We start from the raw sequence: 18,155 nt of genomic DNA, 5'->3' as shown, positions 1-18,155 counted from the left end.
ATCCGTCGCCGCCATCATCTTGCGCAATACCGCCTGAGCCAAGCATCGGCCGCGACGACCATCGCAGCCCGGTTAGTGGATTCTGCCGCCCAGTGCCTTCAGAGCCTGATGCTCCCGGCGCTGAGGGTGGTTGTGTTGTTGAGGGCGATGAGGAGGTCGGCGGTGCCGTCGCCGTTGGTGTCGCCCTGGAGCTGGCCGCCGGAGAAGCGCAGTTCCCCCGCCGTGCCGGAGAAGGCGGCCGCGCCCACATAGATGAAGGCGTCGTCCGCCGTGCCGCCCACGGCGTTGGCGTCGATCGCCGACAGGTCGATCAAATCGCCCTCGCCCGCCGAGAAGTCGGCGATGGTGTCGAACAGGCCCGCGCCCGACTGCGCCGCATCCGTGTAGACGAACACGTCCGCCCCGGTCCCGCCGGTGAGCGCATCCGCGCCGAGCCCGCCGATCAGCGTGTCGTTGCCGGCCGCCCCGTTCAGCAGGTCGTTGCCCGAGCCACCGGCCAGAATGTTGGCGAGGCCGTTGCCCGTGCCGGTGAAGTCCCCGGCCCCGGCGAAGGTCAGGTTCTCCACCTCCGCCGCCAGCGTGAAGCTCGACGCCGTGGAGAGCGCCGTGTCCGTTCCCCCACCGGAATATTCGGTGATCACGTCCAGCGCGCTGTCCACCAGATAGGTGTCGTTGCCCGAACCGCCGATCAGCGTGTCGGCGCCCGTGCCGCCGTCCAGCGTGTCGTTGCCGGACAGGCCATAGAGCGTGTCGTTGCCCGCGCCGCCCGTGAGCACGTCATGGCCCGTGCCGCCCTTCAGCGTGTTGGCGAGGCCGTTGCCCGTGCCGGCGAAGTCCGTCGTGCCCGTATAGGTCAGGTTCTCCACCTCGGCCCCGAGCGTGTAGGCCGACAGGCCCGTGCGCACCTGGTCCGCCGTGCCGCCCCCGGCCGCCTCCACCACCACGTCGCCCGCCGCGTCCACCACATAGGTGTCGTTGCCGGCCCCGCCGATGAGCGTGTCGTTGCCCGCCTTGCCGTCCAGCGTGTCGTTGCCCGAACCGCCCGTGATCACGTTCCCAAGGCTGTTGCCCGTGCCGGTGAAGCCCGCGCTGCCGGTGAACGTCAAATTCTCCACCTCGCCCGCCAGCGTGTAGGTGGCGAGCGCCGTGCGCACCGTGTCGGTGCCGCCGACCGCATATTCGCTCACCACGTCCCCGGAATTGTCCACCACATAGGTGTCGTCCCCCGAGCCGCCGATCAGCGTGTCCGCACCCGAGCCGCCGTCCAGCGTGTCGTTGCCGGTGAGGCCATAGAGCGTGTCGTTCCCCGACCCGCCGGAGAGCACGTCATGGCCCGCGCCGCCCTTCAGCGTGTTGGCGAGGGTGTTGCCCGTGCCGGTGAAGGCCGCCGTCCCGGTATAGGTCAGGTTCTCCACATTGTTGCCGAGCGTGTAGGCGGCGAGCGCCGTCTTCACCAGGTCCGTCCCCCCGTCGGCGGCTTCCGAGACGCTGTCGCCCGTGTCCACCACATAGGTGTCGTTGCCCAGCCCGCCGATGAGGGTGTCGTTGCCCGCCCCGCCGTCCAGCGTGTCGTTGCCGGCCCCGCCGGTGATGACGTTGTTCGCCGCATTGCCCGTGCCGGTGAACGATCCGGTGCCGATGAAGGCGAGGTTCTCCAGCTCGGCGCCGAGCGTGTAGGTCGCGCGGGTGGTGCGCACCGTGTCGGTGCCGCCGCCCGCCGCCTCCACGAGCACGTCGCCCGCCGCGTCCACCACATAGGTGTCGTTGCCGGCCCCGCCGGTCAGCGTGTCGTTGCCCGTGCCGCCGTCCAGCGTGTCGTTGCCCGCACCGCCGATGAGGCTGTCGCTGCCGGCGCCGCCGATGAGCGTGTCGGCCCCGTCGCCGCCGTCCAGCGTGTCGTTGCCCGACCCGCCGGTGATGATGTTGGCCGAGGCATTGCCGGTGCCGGTGAACGCCCCCGTGCCGACGAAGGTGAGGGCCTCCACCTCCGCCGACAGGGTGTAGCTCGACGCCGTCGCGCGCACCGTGTCGGTGCCGCCGCCGGAATATTCGGTGATCACGTCCAGTGCGCTGTCCACCAGATAGGTGTCGTTGCCCGAACCGCCGATCAGCGTGTCCGCGCCGGTGCCACCATCCAGCGTGTCGTCGCCGGAGAGGCCATAGAGCGTGTCGTTGCCCGCCGCGCCGGCGAGCGCATCATTGCCCGTGCCGCCCTTCAGCGTGTTGGCGAGGGCGTTGCCCGTGCCGGCAAAATCGCCCGTGCCGATGAAGGTGAGGTTCTCCAGTTCCGCCCCAAGCGTGAAGCTCGCGACGGCGGCGCGCACCTGGTCGGCCGTCCCGCCGCCGGCCGCCTCCACGATCACGTCCCCGGCCGAATCCACCACATAGGTGTCGTTGCCGGCCCCGCCGATCAGGGTGTCATTCCCCGCGCCGCCGTCCAGCGTGTCGTTGCCCGCGCCGCCCGTGATGGCATTGGCGAGGGCGTTGCCCGTGCCGGTGAAATTGCCCGCGCCGGTGAAGACGAGGCTCTCCACCTCATCCCCGAGCGCGTAGGACGAACGCGACGTGCGCACCGTGTCGATGCCGCCCCCCGCCGCCTCCACCACCACATCGCCCGCCGCATCCACCACATAGGTGTCGTTGCCGGACCCGCCCACAAGCGCGTCGTTCCCCGAGCCCCCGTCCAGATAGTCGTTCCCGGTGCCGCCGGTCAGGGTGTCGTTACCGGATCCGCCATACAGCTTGTCGTCGCCGTCATCGCCGAACAGGAGGTCGTCGCCGCCACCGCCGTTGAGCGTGTCGTTGCCGGCGCCGGCCCAGATGCCGTCGGCACCCGCCGTGCCATTGAGAGTGTTCGCCCCCGCATCGCCGATCAGGACGGAGGGCGGCTCGGCGAAGTCCGTCACCGTGACGGCGAGCGCCTGCTGCGTGGTCAAGGCGCCGTCGCTGGCGGTGAGGATCAGGTCATAGACATTGTCGCCGCCCGCATCCGCCGGCGCCTCGAAGTTCGGCGGGCTCTTGAAGGTGAGCCGGCCATCGGCGGACATCTCGAACAGCGCCGCATCCGTGCCCGAGATGCCATAGGTGAGCGCATCGCCGTCCGCGTCCGTGGCGCTGACCTGGAGGACGAGGCCCGAGCCGTTCTCCTCGAAGCCCGCCGCCGTGGGTGCGGTGATGACGGGGGCGTCGTTGATGTTGGTGAGGGTGACACTGACGGACTGCGTGGTGCTGTTGCCGTGGCCGTCGTCGAGGGTGAGGGTGAAGACCTCGACCCGCGTCTCACCGCCCTGGAGACCGGAGAACTGCGCCTGATCGATCGTGTAGTTCCAGTCCACGCGGTCGGGACCGGATGGCCGGTCGACCACGATGGCCGTCAGCGTGCCGAGCGTGCCGGCTTGAGGCGTGACGGAGACGGTGTGGGTGTCGCCGGCATCGCTGTCGCTGAAATAGATCTTCCCCTCGGCCGCAAGCCCCTGCGCACCGCCGGCTTCGGTGAGGCTGCCGGATGTAACGCTCTCGTCGCCGAGTTCCTTGATGAAGATGTCCTGGGCGCTGTTGGTGTCGCCCGGGACGAGGCTCGGGGCGTAAGACGTGAAAATCACGCTCGTCCCGTCCGCCGAGAACGACGCGTGCATGTCGGTGTATCCCAGCTGGACATTTGCCGCGCTGGAGGACACGCGCTCCACATCTCCGGTGATGAGATCCTTGATGTAGAAATTTGCCCCAGACTGCGAACCGGGCACCAGATTTTTCGCATTGGACCGGAACAGGATCTTGGTGCCGTCCGGCGAAAATTGCGGCTGCTCGCTCGAATTATTGCCCGCCACGCCTGATGCGCTCGTGGACACGCGGGTGATTTCCCCCGTCACCAGATCCTTGACGAAGACATCGACCGAATTATTGGTATCATTTGGGACGAGATTGCTCGCGCGCGAGGAAAACGCCACCTTGGTCCCGTCGGGTGAGAAGACCGGATCCAAATTGAGATAGTCGTTTGCGGCGCCGCCGGCGGCATTGGTCGAAACGACGGAGAGCGCGCCCGTCGTCAGATCTTTGACAGTCACCCGGCCACTGCCGTCGACAAAAACGATCTTCGTGCCGTCCGGGGCAAATGAAAAATCCCGCTCCGAACTATCACTGACGTAGCTATTGCCCTCGGTCACGAGGGTGAGCTCTCCGGTTGAGAGGTCCCGGATGTAGAGGTCCTCCGAACCGTCCGTATCGGAGGCGGTCAATGCGGACGACGAGATGAAGGCGACCTTCGTACCATCCGGCGAAAAGCGCGGCTCCCGGCTGTTGGAGGTCCCGAAACCACCCGTGTCGGTGCCCGAGACCAGCGTCACCGCTCCCGTCGCAAGATCTTTGACAAAGATATCCGCGGACCAATTTCCGTCCCCGTCGACCAGATTGCCGGCAGTGGAGGCGAAGGCGACCTTGGTGCCGTCCGGCGAGAAAACGGCATCGGTCGAGCCGCCGATGGCTGGCGCGCCGCTGGACGTGGCGGACACGATCGACACCGCGCCCGTCGTCAGATCCTTGATGAAGACGTCGTAATTCCCGTTGGTGTCGCCCGGCACATAGGCGTTGGACCCCGAATAGAAGACCACTTTCGTGCCGTCCGGCGAAAATTCCGGCTTGAAACTATCGAGCGATATCTGCGCGCCCGTGGCCGTGGTCGAGACGCGGGTGATGCCGCCGCCCGGCTTGCCGTCGAGAAATTGTGGAGCGGCGTTGCCGGTCTCGACCACGTCACCGACGGTCACGGTGATGGCCTGCGTCCCGCTCTGCGTTCCGTCCGTGGCCGTCACCAGAAGATCGTAGACATTGTTGGCGCCCGCGTCCCCCGGGGCCTCGAAGTTCGGCGGCGCCTTGAAGCTCAGGGTTCCATCCGGCGCAAAGTTGAACAGCGCAGCGTCCGTTCCCGACAGGGTGTAGCTGACCGGAAGGCCATCGGGATCCGTGGCCACCACTTTCAGCACCGCCCCGCCGCTGTTCTCGCTGACCGTCACGGCCGCAGGCGAGGAGAAGGCGGGGGCGTCGTCGATGCCGTTCACCGTCACGGTGACGGTCTGGGTAATGGTGCCGCCCGGGGTGCCGTCGCTCAGGGAGAGGGCGAAGGTCTCGGTCCGGCTCTGTCCGGCTCCCAGCGAGGCGACCAGTGCGCTGTCGATGGAATAGCTCCAGTCGATGCGGTCGGGACCATCGGCGCGCGGCACGACGCTCGCCGTCACCGAGCCCAGCGCGCCGGCCTGCGGCGCTACCGAGACGGTGTGGATGTCGCTCGCATCCGCATCGGTGAAGTAGAACCGCCCGGCGGCCGTCAGTGAGGATTTGGCGGCATCGTCGGTGACGATTGCGGACGAGACGGTCGGGGGCGTGGCGTCCTTGATGAAAATGTCCATCGCGGCGTTGGTATCGCCCGGCACCAGGTTGGACGCGTAAGATGAAAAGACGACCGATTTTCCATCAGGTGTGAAGGCAAGGCTGGCGCCGAGCAGGCCGTTTGCTTCAACTCCGTCAGCCGAGGTGCTGACCCGTGTGATCTGGCCGGTGGCAAGATCCTTCACGAAAACGTCGTTCTTGGCGTTGGTATCGCCTTCGACCAGATTGGAGGAGGAGGAGATGAAAGCGAGCTTCGTTCCGTCCGGAGAGTATGCCATGAGGGAATAAGTGGACGGAGCGACGAACTCTATTGCCCCAGTCTGGATATCCTTGATGTAAATGCCGCTGTTGGAGATGCCCGGCATCAGATTTGTGGCGCTCGAGTAGAAGGCCACCTTCGTTCCGTCGGGAGAGAAGACGCCGCCCTGGCTCCCATAATTTCCCGGCGCGCCGGCTGCGGACGTGGAAAGGAGCGTAACTGCGCCGGTGGTGAGATCTTTCAGGAAAACATCCGACTGTCCGTTCGTGTCGCCGGACACGAGATTTGTCGCGTAGGACCAGAAGACAATCTTGGTGCCATCTGGCGAGACGACAGCATCGTGGCTGCCAAAATAGTTATTCTGAACGCCGATTGCCTCCTGACCGGAACTATTCGTCGAAATGCGACTTATGGCGCCAGTGTTCAGGTCCGTTACAAATATATCCGGAATATTGTTTGTATCTCCGGAAACAAGATTGGAAAAACCAGATGAATACACGACCTTTGAGCTATCGGGCGTGAAGGTGGGATTGTAGTAGCCGAGCGCGTTTCCACCGGTGCCCTCCGCCCCCGAAGCGCTGGTGATGCGCGTCACCGCCCCGTTGGTCAGATTGAGCACGAAGATGTCATACTGGCCGTTGGTATCGCTGCCGACGAGGTTTGTGGCCTGCGACGCAAAGGCGATCTTGGTCCCGTCCGGCGACAAGGAGAGTTCGTAGGCGCCGCAATCGTTCAGCAGGCGCGTCACCTGACCGGTGGACAGGTCCTTTACATAGAGATCGCTCCAGTTCGCACTCGTCGTGCCGGAGACCAGATTGGTCGCCCCCGAGATGAAATAGAGTTTCGTCCCGTCCGCCGAAAGCACGCCCTCCGAGCTTGCGCCGTTCGCCTGCGCCCCCGCGGATGAGGTGGAAACACGGGTGATGCCGCCCACGCTCGCCCACTGGGGCGCGTTCTCGCCCACGTCCGTCACGCTCACCGCCACGTCCTGGGCCGTGGACAGCGCCCCGTCGCTGGCGGTGATGGTGACGTTGTAGATGTTGTCGGCGCCGGCATCGGCCGGGGCTTCGTAGTCGGGGGCGGACTTGAAGCTGAGGATGCCGTCGGCGGCAAGGTCGAAGAGCGCCGCATCGGCGCCGGAGAGGGCGTAGGTGAGCGCCGCGCCCTCCGGGTCCTGAGCGGCTACCTGCAGCACGGGGCCGGTGGCGGCCTCGGCGAAGCTCACAGTCGCGGGCGAGGTGAAGACGGGCGCGTCGTCGATGCCGTTCAGCGTCACCGTCACGTCCCGGGTGGCGGTGCCGCCCTGCCCGTCGTCGAGGGTCAGGGTGAAGGTCTCGGTGCGGCTCTGGCCGGTGCCGAGGGCGGCGATCAGCGCCGTGTCGACGCTGTAGCTCCAGTCCACATGGCTCGCGCCCCCGGCAACCGGCACCACGACGACCGTCAGCGTGCCCAGCGCCCCCGCCTGCGGTGCGACGGAGACCGTGTGGCTGTCGCCCGCATCGGCATCGGTGAAGAAAATCTTGCCGGCACCCGTGAGGGCGGATTTGGCGGCGGCGTCGGTGAGGGTGGCCTTGGCGACGGAGAGGTCTTTGACGAAGATGTCGGTGGTGTAGTTGGTGTCGTCAGGAACGAGATTGGGTGCGCCGGAATTGAAAACCACTTTGTTTCCGTCCGGTGAGAACACCGGAGAATCACTATAGCCATTCCCCTGCGCGCCGGCCGCATCGGTGGACAGACGGGTGACGATACCCGTGGTCAGATCCTTCACGAAGACGTCGGGGGTGTTATTGGTGTCCCCCGGAACGAGGTTGGTGGCATAGGAATAGAATACCAGCTTGGTCCCGTCGGGGGAGAATGTCGGGATATAACTAGAGCTGTTCGCCTGAATGCCGCCAGCATCAGTCGAAACGCGCGTAATAGCGCCCGTGGTCAGATCCTTCACGAAGATGTCGTAGGAGCCGTTGGTGTCGCCGGGGGCGAGGTTGGAGGCAGCGGAATAGAATGCCACCTTGGTCCCGTCCGGCGAGAAGACCGGACTGTAGCTATAGCCGTTCGCCTGGATACCGCCGGCATCAGTCGAAACGCGCGTAACAGCGCCCGTGGTCAGATCCTTCACGAAGACGTCGGTGGCGCTGTTGGTGTCGCCCGGAACAAGATTGGACGCGTCGGAAAAGAATGCCACCTTGGTCCCGTCCGGCGAGAACACCGGAAGGTAGCTGCCGGAATTCCCCTGCGTGCCGCTCACGTCGGTCGACACGCGCGTAACGGCGCCCGTGATCAGATCTTTCACGAAGATGTCACTGGCACTGTTGTTGTCGCCCGGAACGAGTGTGGAGGCAAAGGAATAGAACGCCACTTTGGTTCCGTCCGGCGAAAACACCGGCCAGTAGCTGTATCCATTCGCCTGAGCGCCTGTTGCGTCGGTGGAGACGCGGGTGACGACACCTGTGGTCAGGTCCTTCACGAAGATGTCGTGGGCGCCATTGGTGTCGCCCGGAACGAGGTTTGATGCGCCAGAACTGAATGCCACCTTCGTCCCATCGGGCGAGAACACTGGCTCATAGCTAAAGCCATCCGCCTGCGCACCGCTCGCGTCCGTCGAAATACGCGTAATGACGCCTGTGGTGAGGTCCTTCACGAAGATATCGCCAGCGCCGTTGCCGTCGCCCGGCACGAGATTTGACGCATAGGAATAGAACGCGACCTTCGTCCCGTCCGGCGAGAAGACCGGACGGTAGCTGTCGGAATTCCCCTGTCCCCCTGCCGCATCCGTCGAGACGCGCGTGATGGACCCGCTCTCGGTGAATTCCGGTGCCGTATTCGCCATGTGCCGCCCCCGACCAGACCGCGGCGCCCAGCGGGGCGCACGCCGCGCGCGTAGCCGCGCACGTTTTCATTCTGGACCGTAGCGGGTTCCGGTCCGGCGGACATACTCCATCTAGGGTAGGTGTTCCGAAAAGGCGGGCTCGGCCCGCGGAGCGTTCACCATCACCGAACACCACTCGGCTTGAGGCGCTCCACAAATTTCATTGTCACTGAAATTCGCCCTGCTATGCTTGTCCCATGAAGCTCGCGGAATGGCTCTCGGCAACCGGAACGAAGCGCAGTGCGTTTGCGCGGCAGGTGGGCATGTCCCCGGCCAGCGTGACGGCGTTGTGCAATGACGAGCGCGCCTGGATCTCCCGCGAGACGGCCGAAAAGATCGCCGAGGCGACCGGGCAGCAGGTGACGCCCAACGATTTCCTCGGCCTCGTCCCGCTCATCCGAGGTTTGCCCGTGACCGACACCACCCAGACCCGCGTCCAGTCCGCCATCGAAGCCATCGCGCGCGGGGAGATCATCGTCGTCACCGACGACGACGACCGCGAGAACGAAGGCGACCTCATCCTCGCCGCCTCGCTGGCGACGCCGGAGAAGATGGCCTTCGTCATCCGCAACACCTCCGGCATCGTCTGCACGCCGCTGCCCCCGTCCGAGGCGAAGCGGCTGCGGCTCGATCCCATGGTGTCGAACAATGACGCGCCAATGGGCACGGCCTTCACCGTCTCCATCGACGTGCGCCACGGCACCACCACCGGCATCTCGGCGGAAGAGCGCACCAACACCGTGCGGGCGCTGGCCAACCCCAACATGGGCGCCGGCGATTTCGTTCGGCCCGGCCATGTCTTCCCGCTGATCGCCCGTGAGGGCGGCGTGCTCATCCGCTCCGGCCACACGGAAGCGGCGGTGGATCTGTGCCGCCTCGCCGGCCTGCCGCCCATCGGCGTCATCGCCGAGCTGGTGAACGATGACGGCACGGTGCAGCGCGGCCCGCAGGTGACCGCCTTCGCCGAGAAGCACAACCTCACGCGCATCTCGGTGGCGGACCTCATCGCCTATCGCCAGGCCCGCGAGAAGCTGGTGAGCCGCGCGGCGGAATTCCCGGTGCCCACCATCGTCGGCGAGTTGCAGGGCTATTCCTACGTGACGCCGTTCGATCCGGTGAACCACCTGGCCCTCGTCAAGGGCCGCATTGGCGACGGCGAGAAGGTGCTGGTGCGCCTGCATCGCGCCGACCCCATCGGCGATGCCTTCGGCGGCGGCAAGGTGTTGCAGAAGAGCCTGCAGCTGATCGAGGCGGAAGGCCGCGGCGTGCTCGTCTACCTGCGCGACGGCACCAGCGGCGTCCCGGCGGTGGCCATGGGCCAGTCGACGGAGAAAAGCTCCAGCGAGCTGGAGCGGGATCGCTACTGGCGCGAGGTCGGCCTCGGCGCGCAGATCCTGCGCGATCTCGGCATCCAGTCGATTCGGCTCCTCACCTCAAAGACCCGCACCTATGTGGGCATCGCGGGCTTCGGCATCGAGATCGTCGGCACCGAAACGCTGGATTGAGCCGGTGACGGCCGCGGCCGGGGTGCCGCGGCTAACCCCTTGTGACGATTCGAAGACATCTGCGTGACGGGCGCGGCACACGCGCCTGCAATGATTCCGCCGCAAAACGTGACAGGCCTGAAGGCGGCAAATCTCTTCTCCCGGCGCGGGAACGGTGTCAGCATTTCTCGGACGTGATGCCGCACCGTTCCTTCCCCGGGAGGAGGCCGTCCATGTCTCTGCATTCGATGTCTTCGCACTCGATGTTTTGGCGCCCCGTTTTCAGGCGCGTCCCTCCCCTGCGTCCCGCCGCTCTGGTCGCGGCCGGGCTTCTCGCCCTCGGACTTCTTCACGCCGCGCCAGCCAAGGCCGGCGGCGCGGGCCGGCTCCCGGTGGATGTGGAATTGGTGCTGGCCGTCGATGTCTCCTACTCGATGGATACGGACGAGCTGGCCCTCCAGCGTGAGGGCTATGCGTCGGCCATCGTCTCGAAGGAATTTATCGACGCGCTCCGCCTCGGCCCCAATGGCCGCATCGCCGTGGAATATGTGGAGTGGGCGGGCGAGAACGAACAGAAGATCGTGGTGGACTGGCGCGTTATCGATGGGCCGGAAAGCGCGAAGGCCTTCGCGGATGCTGTCCTGGCGGCACCCATCCGGCGCATTTACCGCACCTCGATTTCCGGGGCTCTGCTGTTCGCGGCCGACCAGTTCGATCTCAACGGCTTCAAGGGCCTGCGCAAGGTCATCGACGTGTCGGGCGACGGGGTGAACAATCAGGGGCCGCCGGTGGCGCTGGCGCGGGATTCGGTGGTCCGCCGCGGCATCACGGTGAATGGCCTGCCGCTGCTGATGAAGCGCTCCACGGCGTCGGCGCTCGATATTCCGGAACTCGACGTCTATTACGAGGACTGCGTGATCGGCGGGCCGGGTTCCTTCGTCATCCCCGTGGAGAAGATGGAGGAATTCGCCCGCGCCATCCGCACCAAGCTGGTGCTGGAGGTGGCCGGCGTGGTGCCGAAGCCGGGGCCGGGCCTCATCCAGCATGCCTCCGCCGAGCAACCCCGCATCTCCTGCACCATCGGCGAGAAGATCTGGATGGATCACTGGTCGAATTGAGGGATGGGCTGCATGCCCTCACATTTCGGCCCGCCGTCGCCCCCTGCTTGACGGGCAGCCCATCCCGCCGCCTCTGCAAGCTTTCGGGGTCAGGGACAAATGGCGCCGTGGGTCCTCCGGTCAAGCCGGAGGACGACGGCATTGACGTTTCTCACCGCGCCTCGACCAGCGGCACGCCCCGCAGCGCCGCGAGATTGCCCGCGCCGGCGGCGAAGGCGGCGATGCGCAATTGCTCCACGAGCACCTCGAAATGGGCGATGACCGCCTCCGTGGAGGTGACGGCCGCCTTCAGCGTCGCCGCGGCCTGTCCCACCAGATCGGCCCCGAGGCGGATGGCCTTGGCGGCGTCCACGCCGTCGCGGATGCCGCCGGAGGCGATGATCGGGATGTCCGGCAGCGCCGCCCGCAGGTCCACCACCGCATCGGCGGTGGGAATGCCCCAGTCAGCGAAGGCGGAGGCCAGCGCCTGCGTGCGGCCGGACCCGCGCGCGCCCTCCACCAGCGCCCAGTTGGTGCCGCCCGCCCCGGCCACGTCGAGGGCGGCCACGCCGCAATTCACCAGCCGGCGCCCCACGGCGGCGGAGAGGCCGAAGCCCACCTCCTTCACCACCACCGGCGCACGAAGCGTGGCGCACAGGCCGGTGATGGCATGCAGCACGCCGTGCCAGTCGCGGTCACCGCCCTCCTGGATCGCCTCCTGAAGCGGATTGAGATGGATGACGAGCGCATCCGCGCCGATCATCTCCACCGCGCGCCGCGCATGGTCGCGCCCGCTGGGGGAGAGAAGCTGCGCGGCGCCGAGATTGGCGAACAGCAGGGCGTCCGGCGCCCGCCGCCTCAACTCGCCGCCGAGCCCCGCCGCCGCGCCGGTCTCGACCGCGATGCGCTGGGAGCCGACCCCGAGCGCGATGCCCAGCGCCTGCGCCGCCTCGGCAAGGTGGGCGTTGATGGCCTCGGAGCGCGCCGGCCCGCCGGTCATGGCGCTGATGAGCAGCGGCGCCTTCAGCCGCCGCCCGAGCATCCGGGTCGAAAGATCGATGGCGTCGAGGCTGAGTTCCGGCAGTGCGCAATGGACGAAGCGCCAGCGATCGAACCCCGCGTCCACGCGGGAGGCGACGCGATCGCCGGACAGCACGATGTCGATGTGGTCTTCCTTGCGCCGACCGGCTGCGTTCTCATTCATGCGCCTGCGGCACTCCCCATCCTGCGCGCCCGCCCGCGCCCGGCCGCCCTCGCGGCACGCGCGCCACACGCGAGCAAAATGTGCGGCGCACCACGGGCCGCGCACTGGCATGATTGTGTAAGCGGTGATCTAAAGTCATTCAAGGCAACGTATGTGCCTGTTGTGAGGGGATTGTCGCCCCCGGGCGGCCAACAACAGAGTGAGGGGGCGTATGGGGCAGAAGGGCGGACGGGACCGGCGGACCGAAGCTTCGGCGGCGGCGTCCCGGGAGGCGCTGTCGGCAGCGGCCGGCGGTATCGCGCTCGCCGTTGCGGCGCCGGACATGGAGGCTGCGCCGGCCCACGATGACGCCCTGCCGGACTTTCCGCCCCGTTCCCGCGACCTCTCCTACCTCCGCGCGGTGGTCGACCGCCGGCTCGGCCTGCTGGTGCCGCCCGCCGCCTCCCATCCGGCGGTGCTGCATTCCGCCATGCGCCACATCCTGCTCGCGCCGGGCAAGAGGCTGCGTCCGCTGCTCGCCATGGCGGCGGCGATGCAGCTCGACGCCTCCGAGCACGCCGTGCTGGATTTCGGCTGCGCGCTGGAGATGATCCACGCCTCCTCCCTCATCATCGACGATTTGCCGTGCATGGACGACGCCATGGTGCGCCGGAACCAGCCGACGACCCATGTGAAGTATGGCGAGGATGTCGCCGTGCTGGCGGCCGTCGCGCTGCTGTCGCGGGCGCTCGGCGTCGCCGGCGCGGCGCCGGGCACGAGCGACCCTGTGCGGCTCGACGCGGTGTGCATCCTCTCGAAGGCGGTGGGCTCCCTCGGCCTGTGCGGGGGGCAGTATGACGATTTGCGCCCCAGCCCCGGCCGCTCGCTCTCGGCGACCGAGGATGTGAACCGCCGCAAGACCGGCGTGCTGTTCTCCGCCGCCGTGGAGATCGCCGGCCGCGCCGCCGGAGCGGACGAGGCGCAGGCCGGTCATCTCCGGGCACTCGCCGGACATGTGGGCAGCGCCTACCAGATTCTCGACGACATCCTCGACACCTCGGGCTCGGCCGCAACGCTGGGCAAGGATGTGGGCAAGGATGCCAACAAGGCGACGGTCATCGCCTCCCTCGGCGCGCCGCGCGCGCGCAAGCTGTTGTCGGAGCACTTGGCGGGGGCGCTCGCAGCCTCTAAAGACATCGGGCCCAACAAGGAGGGCCTGCAGCCCCTGCGAGACTTCATGACCGCTGCCTTCGGTGAACTGATGGGGCCGCTGGCGCCGTGAGCGCCGCTGCCCGCCATTACGACGACCCGATAGACGAAAGCCCGGCACCGCCCCTCGCCATTCTCGGCCTCACCGCAGGCTATGGCGCGCGCACGGTGCTGGCTGGCGTGGACCTCGTTTTGCGTGCGGGAACGGTGACCGCCCTCGTCGGGCCCAACGGCGCCGGCAAGAGCACGCTGGTGCGTGCCATCTGCGGGCGCATCCCGCCCCGCACCGGCATCATCCGCATCTGCGGCATCCCCGCCGCCGAGAGCGAGGCGCGCGCCCGCATCGGCCTCGCGCCGCAGGACATCGCGCTGTATCGCGCCCTCACCATCGCCGAGAATCTCGCCGTCTTCGCCCGCCTCGCCGGGGTCCGCCGCGCCGATGTGCCCGCCTGCGTCGCCGGCGTCATGGCGCGCACCGGCATCGAGGAGCGCGCCAACGAGCGCATCGACCGGCTCTCCGGCGGCTGGCAGCGCCGCGCCAACGTCGCCGCCGCACTCGTCGGCAATCCGCGCCTTCTGGTGCTGGACGAGCCGACCGTTGGCGTCGACGCCCCCGCCCGCGCCGACCTCGCCGCGCTGGTGCACCGGCTGGCGGCGGACGGGCTGGGCATCCTCGTCATCACCCACGATTTCGCCTTCGCCGAGGCGATCGCCGAGCACGTCGCCATCCTGTCCGAGGGGCGGATCGCGCTGGAGGGGCGGCTCGCCGCGCTCATCGCCGCCCGCTTCCCCAACCAGCGGCGCGCCGCCGTGACCTTCGCCACGCCCCCCTCGCCCGCCGGCCGGCAGGTGCTTGCCTCGCGCGGGCTGACCGGGGACGAGGGCGGCACCTCCTTCAGCGGCGTCGTCTCCGACACGCCGGAAGGAGCCGGTGGGCTCATCGCCGCGCTCAAGGTGGCCGGCCTCGTGCCCCGCACCATCGCCTTCGAGGCGGCGGGCCTCGACGCCCTCTATGCCGACGTGACCGGGAGCGACCATTCATGATGGGCGCCATCGTCCGGGCCATGGCGCTGACGCTGATGCGCGACCGCGGCGCGCTGATGATGACGTTCGTGCTGCCGCCGGTGCTGTTCATCCTCTTCGCGGCGGTGTTCGCGGGCACCGGGGGCGAAACCTCGGTCATCAAGGTCGCCGCGGCGAAGGCGACGCAGGCGGCCTCCGCCGACGCCTTCCTCAAGGCGCTGGGCGGCACGGCGGATGTGGATCTCGTCACCGTCACGCCCGAGGAGGTCCGCGCCCGGGTGGCGGACGGCCGCGCCGACGTGGGGCTGGTGGTGCGCGGCGACGTGGCCGCCGCAACCGACAAGCCGCCGCTCCTCCTCGTCACCGATCCCGCCCGCAACGTGGCCGCGGCCCTGCTCTCGGCGCGCATCCAGCGCGTGTTCACCGAGGATCTGCCCGGCCTCGCCATCCGCCGCGTGGCGGCGCAGATCGAGGTGCTGGTCGGCCCCTTCTCGCAGACGCAGACGTCGCGGCTGGAGCAGTCCATCGCCCGCGCGCCAGAACTGGTGGCGGGCGGCGGCGCGGATCTGCTGGAGCGCCAGCCGCTCACCCGCCGACGTTCCGAGCCGGGCGTGAGCTATTATGCCGGCGCCATCGCCATGCTGTTCCTGCTGTTCTCGGCGGTGCAGGGCGCCGGCAGCCTGGTGGACGAGCGACGCTCCGGTGTGTTCGACCGCATCGTCATGAGCCGGGGCGGCGTGCTGGCGCTGGTGGGCGGCAAGCTCGCCTTCCTGATTCTCCAGGGCCTCGCGCTCACCGCCGTGCTGTTTGCCGTCGCGCAGGCGGTTTACGGCGTGGACGTGCTGGAGAATTTCTGGACCTTCGCGACCGTCGCCGTCGCAGCCTCCGCCTCGGCCGCCGGCATCGCGCTGCCGCTCGCGGCGGTGTCGCGCACGCGGCAGCAGGCGCAGACGCTCTCCACCTTCGCCGTGCTGCTGCTCTCGGCCGTCGGCGGCAGCATGGTGCCGCGTTTCCTCATGCCCGAATGGCTCCAGCACGCGGGCGTGCTCACCCCCACCGCCTGGGGCATCGAGGCCTTCCAGGGCGCGCTCTGGCGCGGCGAGGGCATGGCGACGCTGGCGCCGTCCCTGCTGATCCTGCTCGGCTGGGCCGCCGCCGGGGCGGCCGTGACGCTCTGGTTCATCCGGCGACAGGTCCGGCTCGCCTGAAGCCGCACCGGCGGACCCTGCGACACGAAATCCTGAACGTCCTCGGCGCTTCCATCCGACGCCTGCCCGCACTAGAACGCCTCCATGGCGATCCTCGACCTTGCCAATCCGGTCCGCTTCCTCAGCCTGTCCGCGCGCATCCTGCCCTGGATCGCCGCCGCAGCGGTGGTGACGCTCGCAATCGGCTTCACTCTCGCCTTCCAGGCGCCGCCCGATTACCAGCAGGGCGAGACGGTGCGGATCATGTACATCCACGTCCCGTTCGCGTGGCTGGGCCTGTTCGGCTATTCCATGATGGCCGCCTCCTCCATCGGCATCCTCGTGTGGCGGCATCCTCTGGCGGACGTGGCGCACAAGGCGGCCGCGCCCGTGGGCGCCACCTTCACGGCTCTCTGCCTCATTACCGGCGCGCTGTGGGGCCGGCCCATGTGGGGCACCTATTGGGTATGGGATGCGCGGCTCACCTCCATGCTGGTGCTGCTGCTGCTCTATCTCGGCCTGATGGCGCTGCGCGCGGCCATCGACGATCCCAACCGCGCCGGCCGGGCCGCCGCCGTGCTCACGCTGGTGGGCTTCATCAACGTGCCCATCGTGAAGTTCTCGGTGGATTGGTGGAACACCCTGCACCAGCCGGCCTCGGTGTTCCGCATGGGCGGCTCGACCATCGATTCCAGCCTGCTCTGGCCGCTGCTCATCTGCGCGGTGGGCTTCACGCTGGTGTTCATCGCTTTGCACATGCTCGGCATGCGCACGGAAATCCTCCGCCGCCGCGTGCAGGCGCTGGAGGCCCGCGCCGCTGCGGAAGCCCTGGCCTGAGCCCGCGCGCATGACCCATTTCGTCTTCATCGCCGCATCCTACGGCGTCTCCCTCCTCGCCCTCGGGCTCCTCGCCCTCTGGCTGATGCTCGATTACCGCAGCCAGCGCCGCGCCCTGTCGGAGCTGGAGGCGCGCGGCGTCGGCCGCCGCAGGGCCAACCGCACGGGAGAGGCGGAATGAGCGAGCCCGTCGGTACCCCCGCCCGTCCGCGTCGCCGCCTGTGGCTGGTGGCGCTGCCGCTGGTGGTGTTCCTCGCGCTGGCGGCGCTGTTCTTCTCGCGGCTGGAAACCGGGGGCGACCCCTCGCGCATTCCCTCCGCGCTGGTGGGCCGGAAGGCGCCGGTCGTCACCCTGCCGCCGCTCGCCGGGCTCAAGGGGCCGGATGGCCAGCCCCTGCCCGGCATCGACCTTGCCGCGCTCGGCGGCAAGCCGGCGCTGGTGAACGTGTGGGCCTCCTGGTGCGGTCCCTGCCGCGAGGAGCATCCCCTCCTGATGCAGCTCGGCAAGGACCCGCGCTTCAGCCTCGTGGGCATCAATTACAAGGACGCGCCGGACAATGCCCGCCGCTTCCTCGGCCAGTTCGGCCTGCCCTACAAGGCGGTGGGGGTCGACCCCAACGGGCGCGCGGCCATAGAATGGGGCGTCTACGGCGTGCCCGAGACCTTCGTGGTGGCGAAGGACGGCACCATCGTCCACAAATTCGTGGGGCCGCTGACACCCGAGGCGGTGACGGGCACGCTCCTGCCGATGATGGCGCGCCTCTCCGGCGGCTAAGGCGACGCCCGAGGCGTTGCCCGAGGATGATCGATGGCCTTCTCCCCCGAAGAGATCGAGCGCTACGCCCGCCATATCGTGCTGCACGACGTGGGCGGGCCGGGCCAGCAGAGACTGAAGGCGGCCACCGTGCTGGTGATCGGCGCCGGGGGCCTCGGCGCGCCGGTGCTGCTCTATCTTGCGGCGGCAGGCGTCGGGCGGCTGATCCTGGTGGAGGACGACGTCGTCTCTCTCTCCAACCTCCAGCGGCAGGTGATTCACCGCACGCAGGACGTGGATCGGCCGAAGACCGATAGCGCCCGCGACGCGGTGGCCGCCCTCAATCCCCATGTGGAGCTGGTGACGCATCCGGTGCGCATCGATGCCGGCAACGCTCTGGACCTCATCGCGCAGGCCGATCTGGTGGTGGATGGCTCGGACAATTTCTCCACCCGCTATCTCGTCTCCGACGCCTGTGTGCTGGCGAAGAAGCCGCTGGTGACGGCGGCGCTGGGGGCTTTCGACGCCACCGTCACCACCATCCGCGCCCATGAGAGTGGGCCGGATGGCACACCCAACCCCACCTATCGCTGCCTCTTCCCGGAGCCACCGCCGGCCGGCACCGTGCCCGCCTGCGCCGAGGCCGGCGTGCTGGGCGCGCTCGCTGGGGTGGCCGGATCCCTCGCGGCGCTGGAGGCCATCCGGGCCATCGTCGGCTTCGGCGAGGGACTGGTGGGGCGCCTGCTGATGATCGACGCCCGCTCCATGCGCTTCGAGACGCTGAGCTACGCGTGGGACCCGGAGAACCCGCTGACAGGCGAAGGCCCGCGCATCACCGACCTCTCCGCGCACAGGCGCAGCGCGGCGGCCTGAGG

General features: G+C 68.2%; 11 protein-coding genes. 9 read left to right on the top strand and 2 right to left on the bottom strand.

Features of this window, described 5'->3' with window-relative positions:
- Positions 1–98: 98 nt before the first annotated feature.
- A complete protein-coding gene (locus V5F63_RS11245) occupies positions 99–8,468 on the bottom strand; it encodes a VCBS domain-containing protein (RefSeq protein WP_394101817.1) in 8,370 nt (2,789 codons plus the stop codon).
- Positions 8,469–8,704: 236 nt separating this feature from the next.
- Here V5F63_RS11245 and ribB point away from each other — a divergent pair, with 236 nt between their 5' ends.
- A complete protein-coding gene (ribB, locus tag V5F63_RS11240) occupies positions 8,705–10,012 on the top strand; it encodes a 3,4-dihydroxy-2-butanone-4-phosphate synthase (protein ID WP_209489114.1) in 1,308 nt (435 codons plus the stop codon).
- Between the two features lie 242 nt (positions 10,013–10,254).
- Positions 10,255–11,109: a DUF1194 domain-containing protein gene (locus tag V5F63_RS11235; protein WP_394101993.1), complete on the top strand. Its 855-nt coding sequence runs from the start codon at positions 10,255–10,257 to the stop codon at positions 11,107–11,109.
- Between the two features lie 151 nt (positions 11,110–11,260).
- On the opposite strand, the gene fni is transcribed toward V5F63_RS11235, so the two are convergent.
- Entirely contained in the window at positions 11,261–12,292 is a 1,032-nt protein-coding gene (fni, locus tag V5F63_RS11230) for a type 2 isopentenyl-diphosphate Delta-isomerase (RefSeq protein WP_394101816.1), read from the bottom strand.
- A gap of 211 nt (positions 12,293–12,503) precedes the next feature.
- On the opposite strand from fni, the gene V5F63_RS11225 reads away from it, so the two are divergent.
- The 7 genes from V5F63_RS11225 (at position 12,504) to V5F63_RS11195 (ending at position 18,153) form a co-directional block, all read left to right on the top strand.
- Positions 12,504–13,553: a polyprenyl synthetase family protein gene (locus V5F63_RS11225; RefSeq protein ID WP_394028664.1), complete on the top strand. Its 1,050-nt coding sequence runs from the start codon at positions 12,504–12,506 to the stop codon at positions 13,551–13,553.
- Positions 13,550–14,524, top strand: a complete 975-nt coding sequence (locus V5F63_RS11220) for an ABC transporter ATP-binding protein (RefSeq protein ID WP_209489111.1) — start codon at positions 13,550–13,552, stop codon at positions 14,522–14,524. Before V5F63_RS11225 ends, V5F63_RS11220 begins: the two co-directional genes overlap by 4 nt.
- Positions 14,521–15,711 carry an ABC transporter permease gene (locus V5F63_RS11215; RefSeq protein WP_394028662.1) on the top strand — a complete coding sequence of 397 codons (1,191 nt, stop codon included), beginning with the start codon at positions 14,521–14,523 and terminating at the stop codon, positions 15,709–15,711. The genes V5F63_RS11220 and V5F63_RS11215 overlap by 4 nt, the downstream gene beginning before the upstream one ends.
- A gap of 84 nt (positions 15,712–15,795) precedes the next feature.
- The gene (locus V5F63_RS11210; RefSeq protein WP_209489109.1) at positions 15,796–16,527 is read left to right on the top strand and encodes a heme ABC transporter permease; all 732 of its coding nucleotides are present in this window, start codon (positions 15,796–15,798) and stop codon (positions 16,525–16,527) included.
- 10 nt (positions 16,528–16,537) lie between these two features.
- On the top strand, positions 16,538–16,708 hold the full coding sequence (gene ccmD / locus V5F63_RS11205; RefSeq protein WP_209489108.1) for a heme exporter protein CcmD: 171 nt from the start codon (positions 16,538–16,540) through the stop codon (positions 16,706–16,708).
- On the top strand, positions 16,705–17,301 hold the full coding sequence (locus V5F63_RS11200) for a DsbE family thiol:disulfide interchange protein (RefSeq protein ID WP_394101815.1): 597 nt from the start codon (positions 16,705–16,707) through the stop codon (positions 17,299–17,301). Before ccmD ends, V5F63_RS11200 begins: the two co-directional genes overlap by 4 nt.
- Positions 17,302–17,334: 33 nt before the next feature.
- Positions 17,335–18,153 carry a HesA/MoeB/ThiF family protein gene (locus V5F63_RS11195; RefSeq protein WP_209489106.1) on the top strand — a complete coding sequence of 273 codons (819 nt, stop codon included), beginning with the start codon at positions 17,335–17,337 and terminating at the stop codon, positions 18,151–18,153.
- The last annotated feature ends 2 nt before the right edge of the window (positions 18,154–18,155 follow it).

It is taken from the genome of Xanthobacter wiegelii (assembly GCF_043193855.2).
GTDB classification, from domain to species: Bacteria; Pseudomonadota; Alphaproteobacteria; order Rhizobiales; family Xanthobacteraceae; genus Xanthobacter; species Xanthobacter flavus_A.
This window is presented reverse-complemented; position numbering and strand designations above follow the sequence as displayed.

Bases quoted from the DNA above. Each gene is read 5' to 3' on its own strand.
- V5F63_RS11210 (WP_209489109.1), top strand. From the start codon at position 15,796: ATGGCGATCCTCGACCTTGCCAATCCGGTCCGCTTCCTCAGCCTGTCC.
- fni (WP_394101816.1), bottom strand. From the start codon at position 12,292: ATGAATGAGAACGCAGCCGGTCGGCGCAAGGAAGACCACATCGACATC.
- V5F63_RS11235 (WP_394101993.1), top strand. From the start codon at position 10,255: ATGTTTTGGCGCCCCGTTTTCAGGCGCGTCCCTCCCCTGCGTCCCGCC.
- V5F63_RS11225 (WP_394028664.1), top strand. From the start codon at position 12,504: ATGGGGCAGAAGGGCGGACGGGACCGGCGGACCGAAGCTTCGGCGGCG.
- V5F63_RS11195 (WP_209489106.1), top strand. From the start codon at position 17,335: ATGGCCTTCTCCCCCGAAGAGATCGAGCGCTACGCCCGCCATATCGTG.
- ribB (WP_209489114.1), top strand. From the start codon at position 8,705: ATGAAGCTCGCGGAATGGCTCTCGGCAACCGGAACGAAGCGCAGTGCG.
- V5F63_RS11215 (WP_394028662.1), top strand. From the start codon at position 14,521: ATGATGGGCGCCATCGTCCGGGCCATGGCGCTGACGCTGATGCGCGAC.
- V5F63_RS11200 (WP_394101815.1), top strand. From the start codon at position 16,705: ATGAGCGAGCCCGTCGGTACCCCCGCCCGTCCGCGTCGCCGCCTGTGG.
- V5F63_RS11245 (WP_394101817.1), bottom strand. From the start codon at position 8,468: ATGGCGAATACGGCACCGGAATTCACCGAGAGCGGGTCCATCACGCGC.
- ccmD (WP_209489108.1), top strand. From the start codon at position 16,538: ATGACCCATTTCGTCTTCATCGCCGCATCCTACGGCGTCTCCCTCCTC.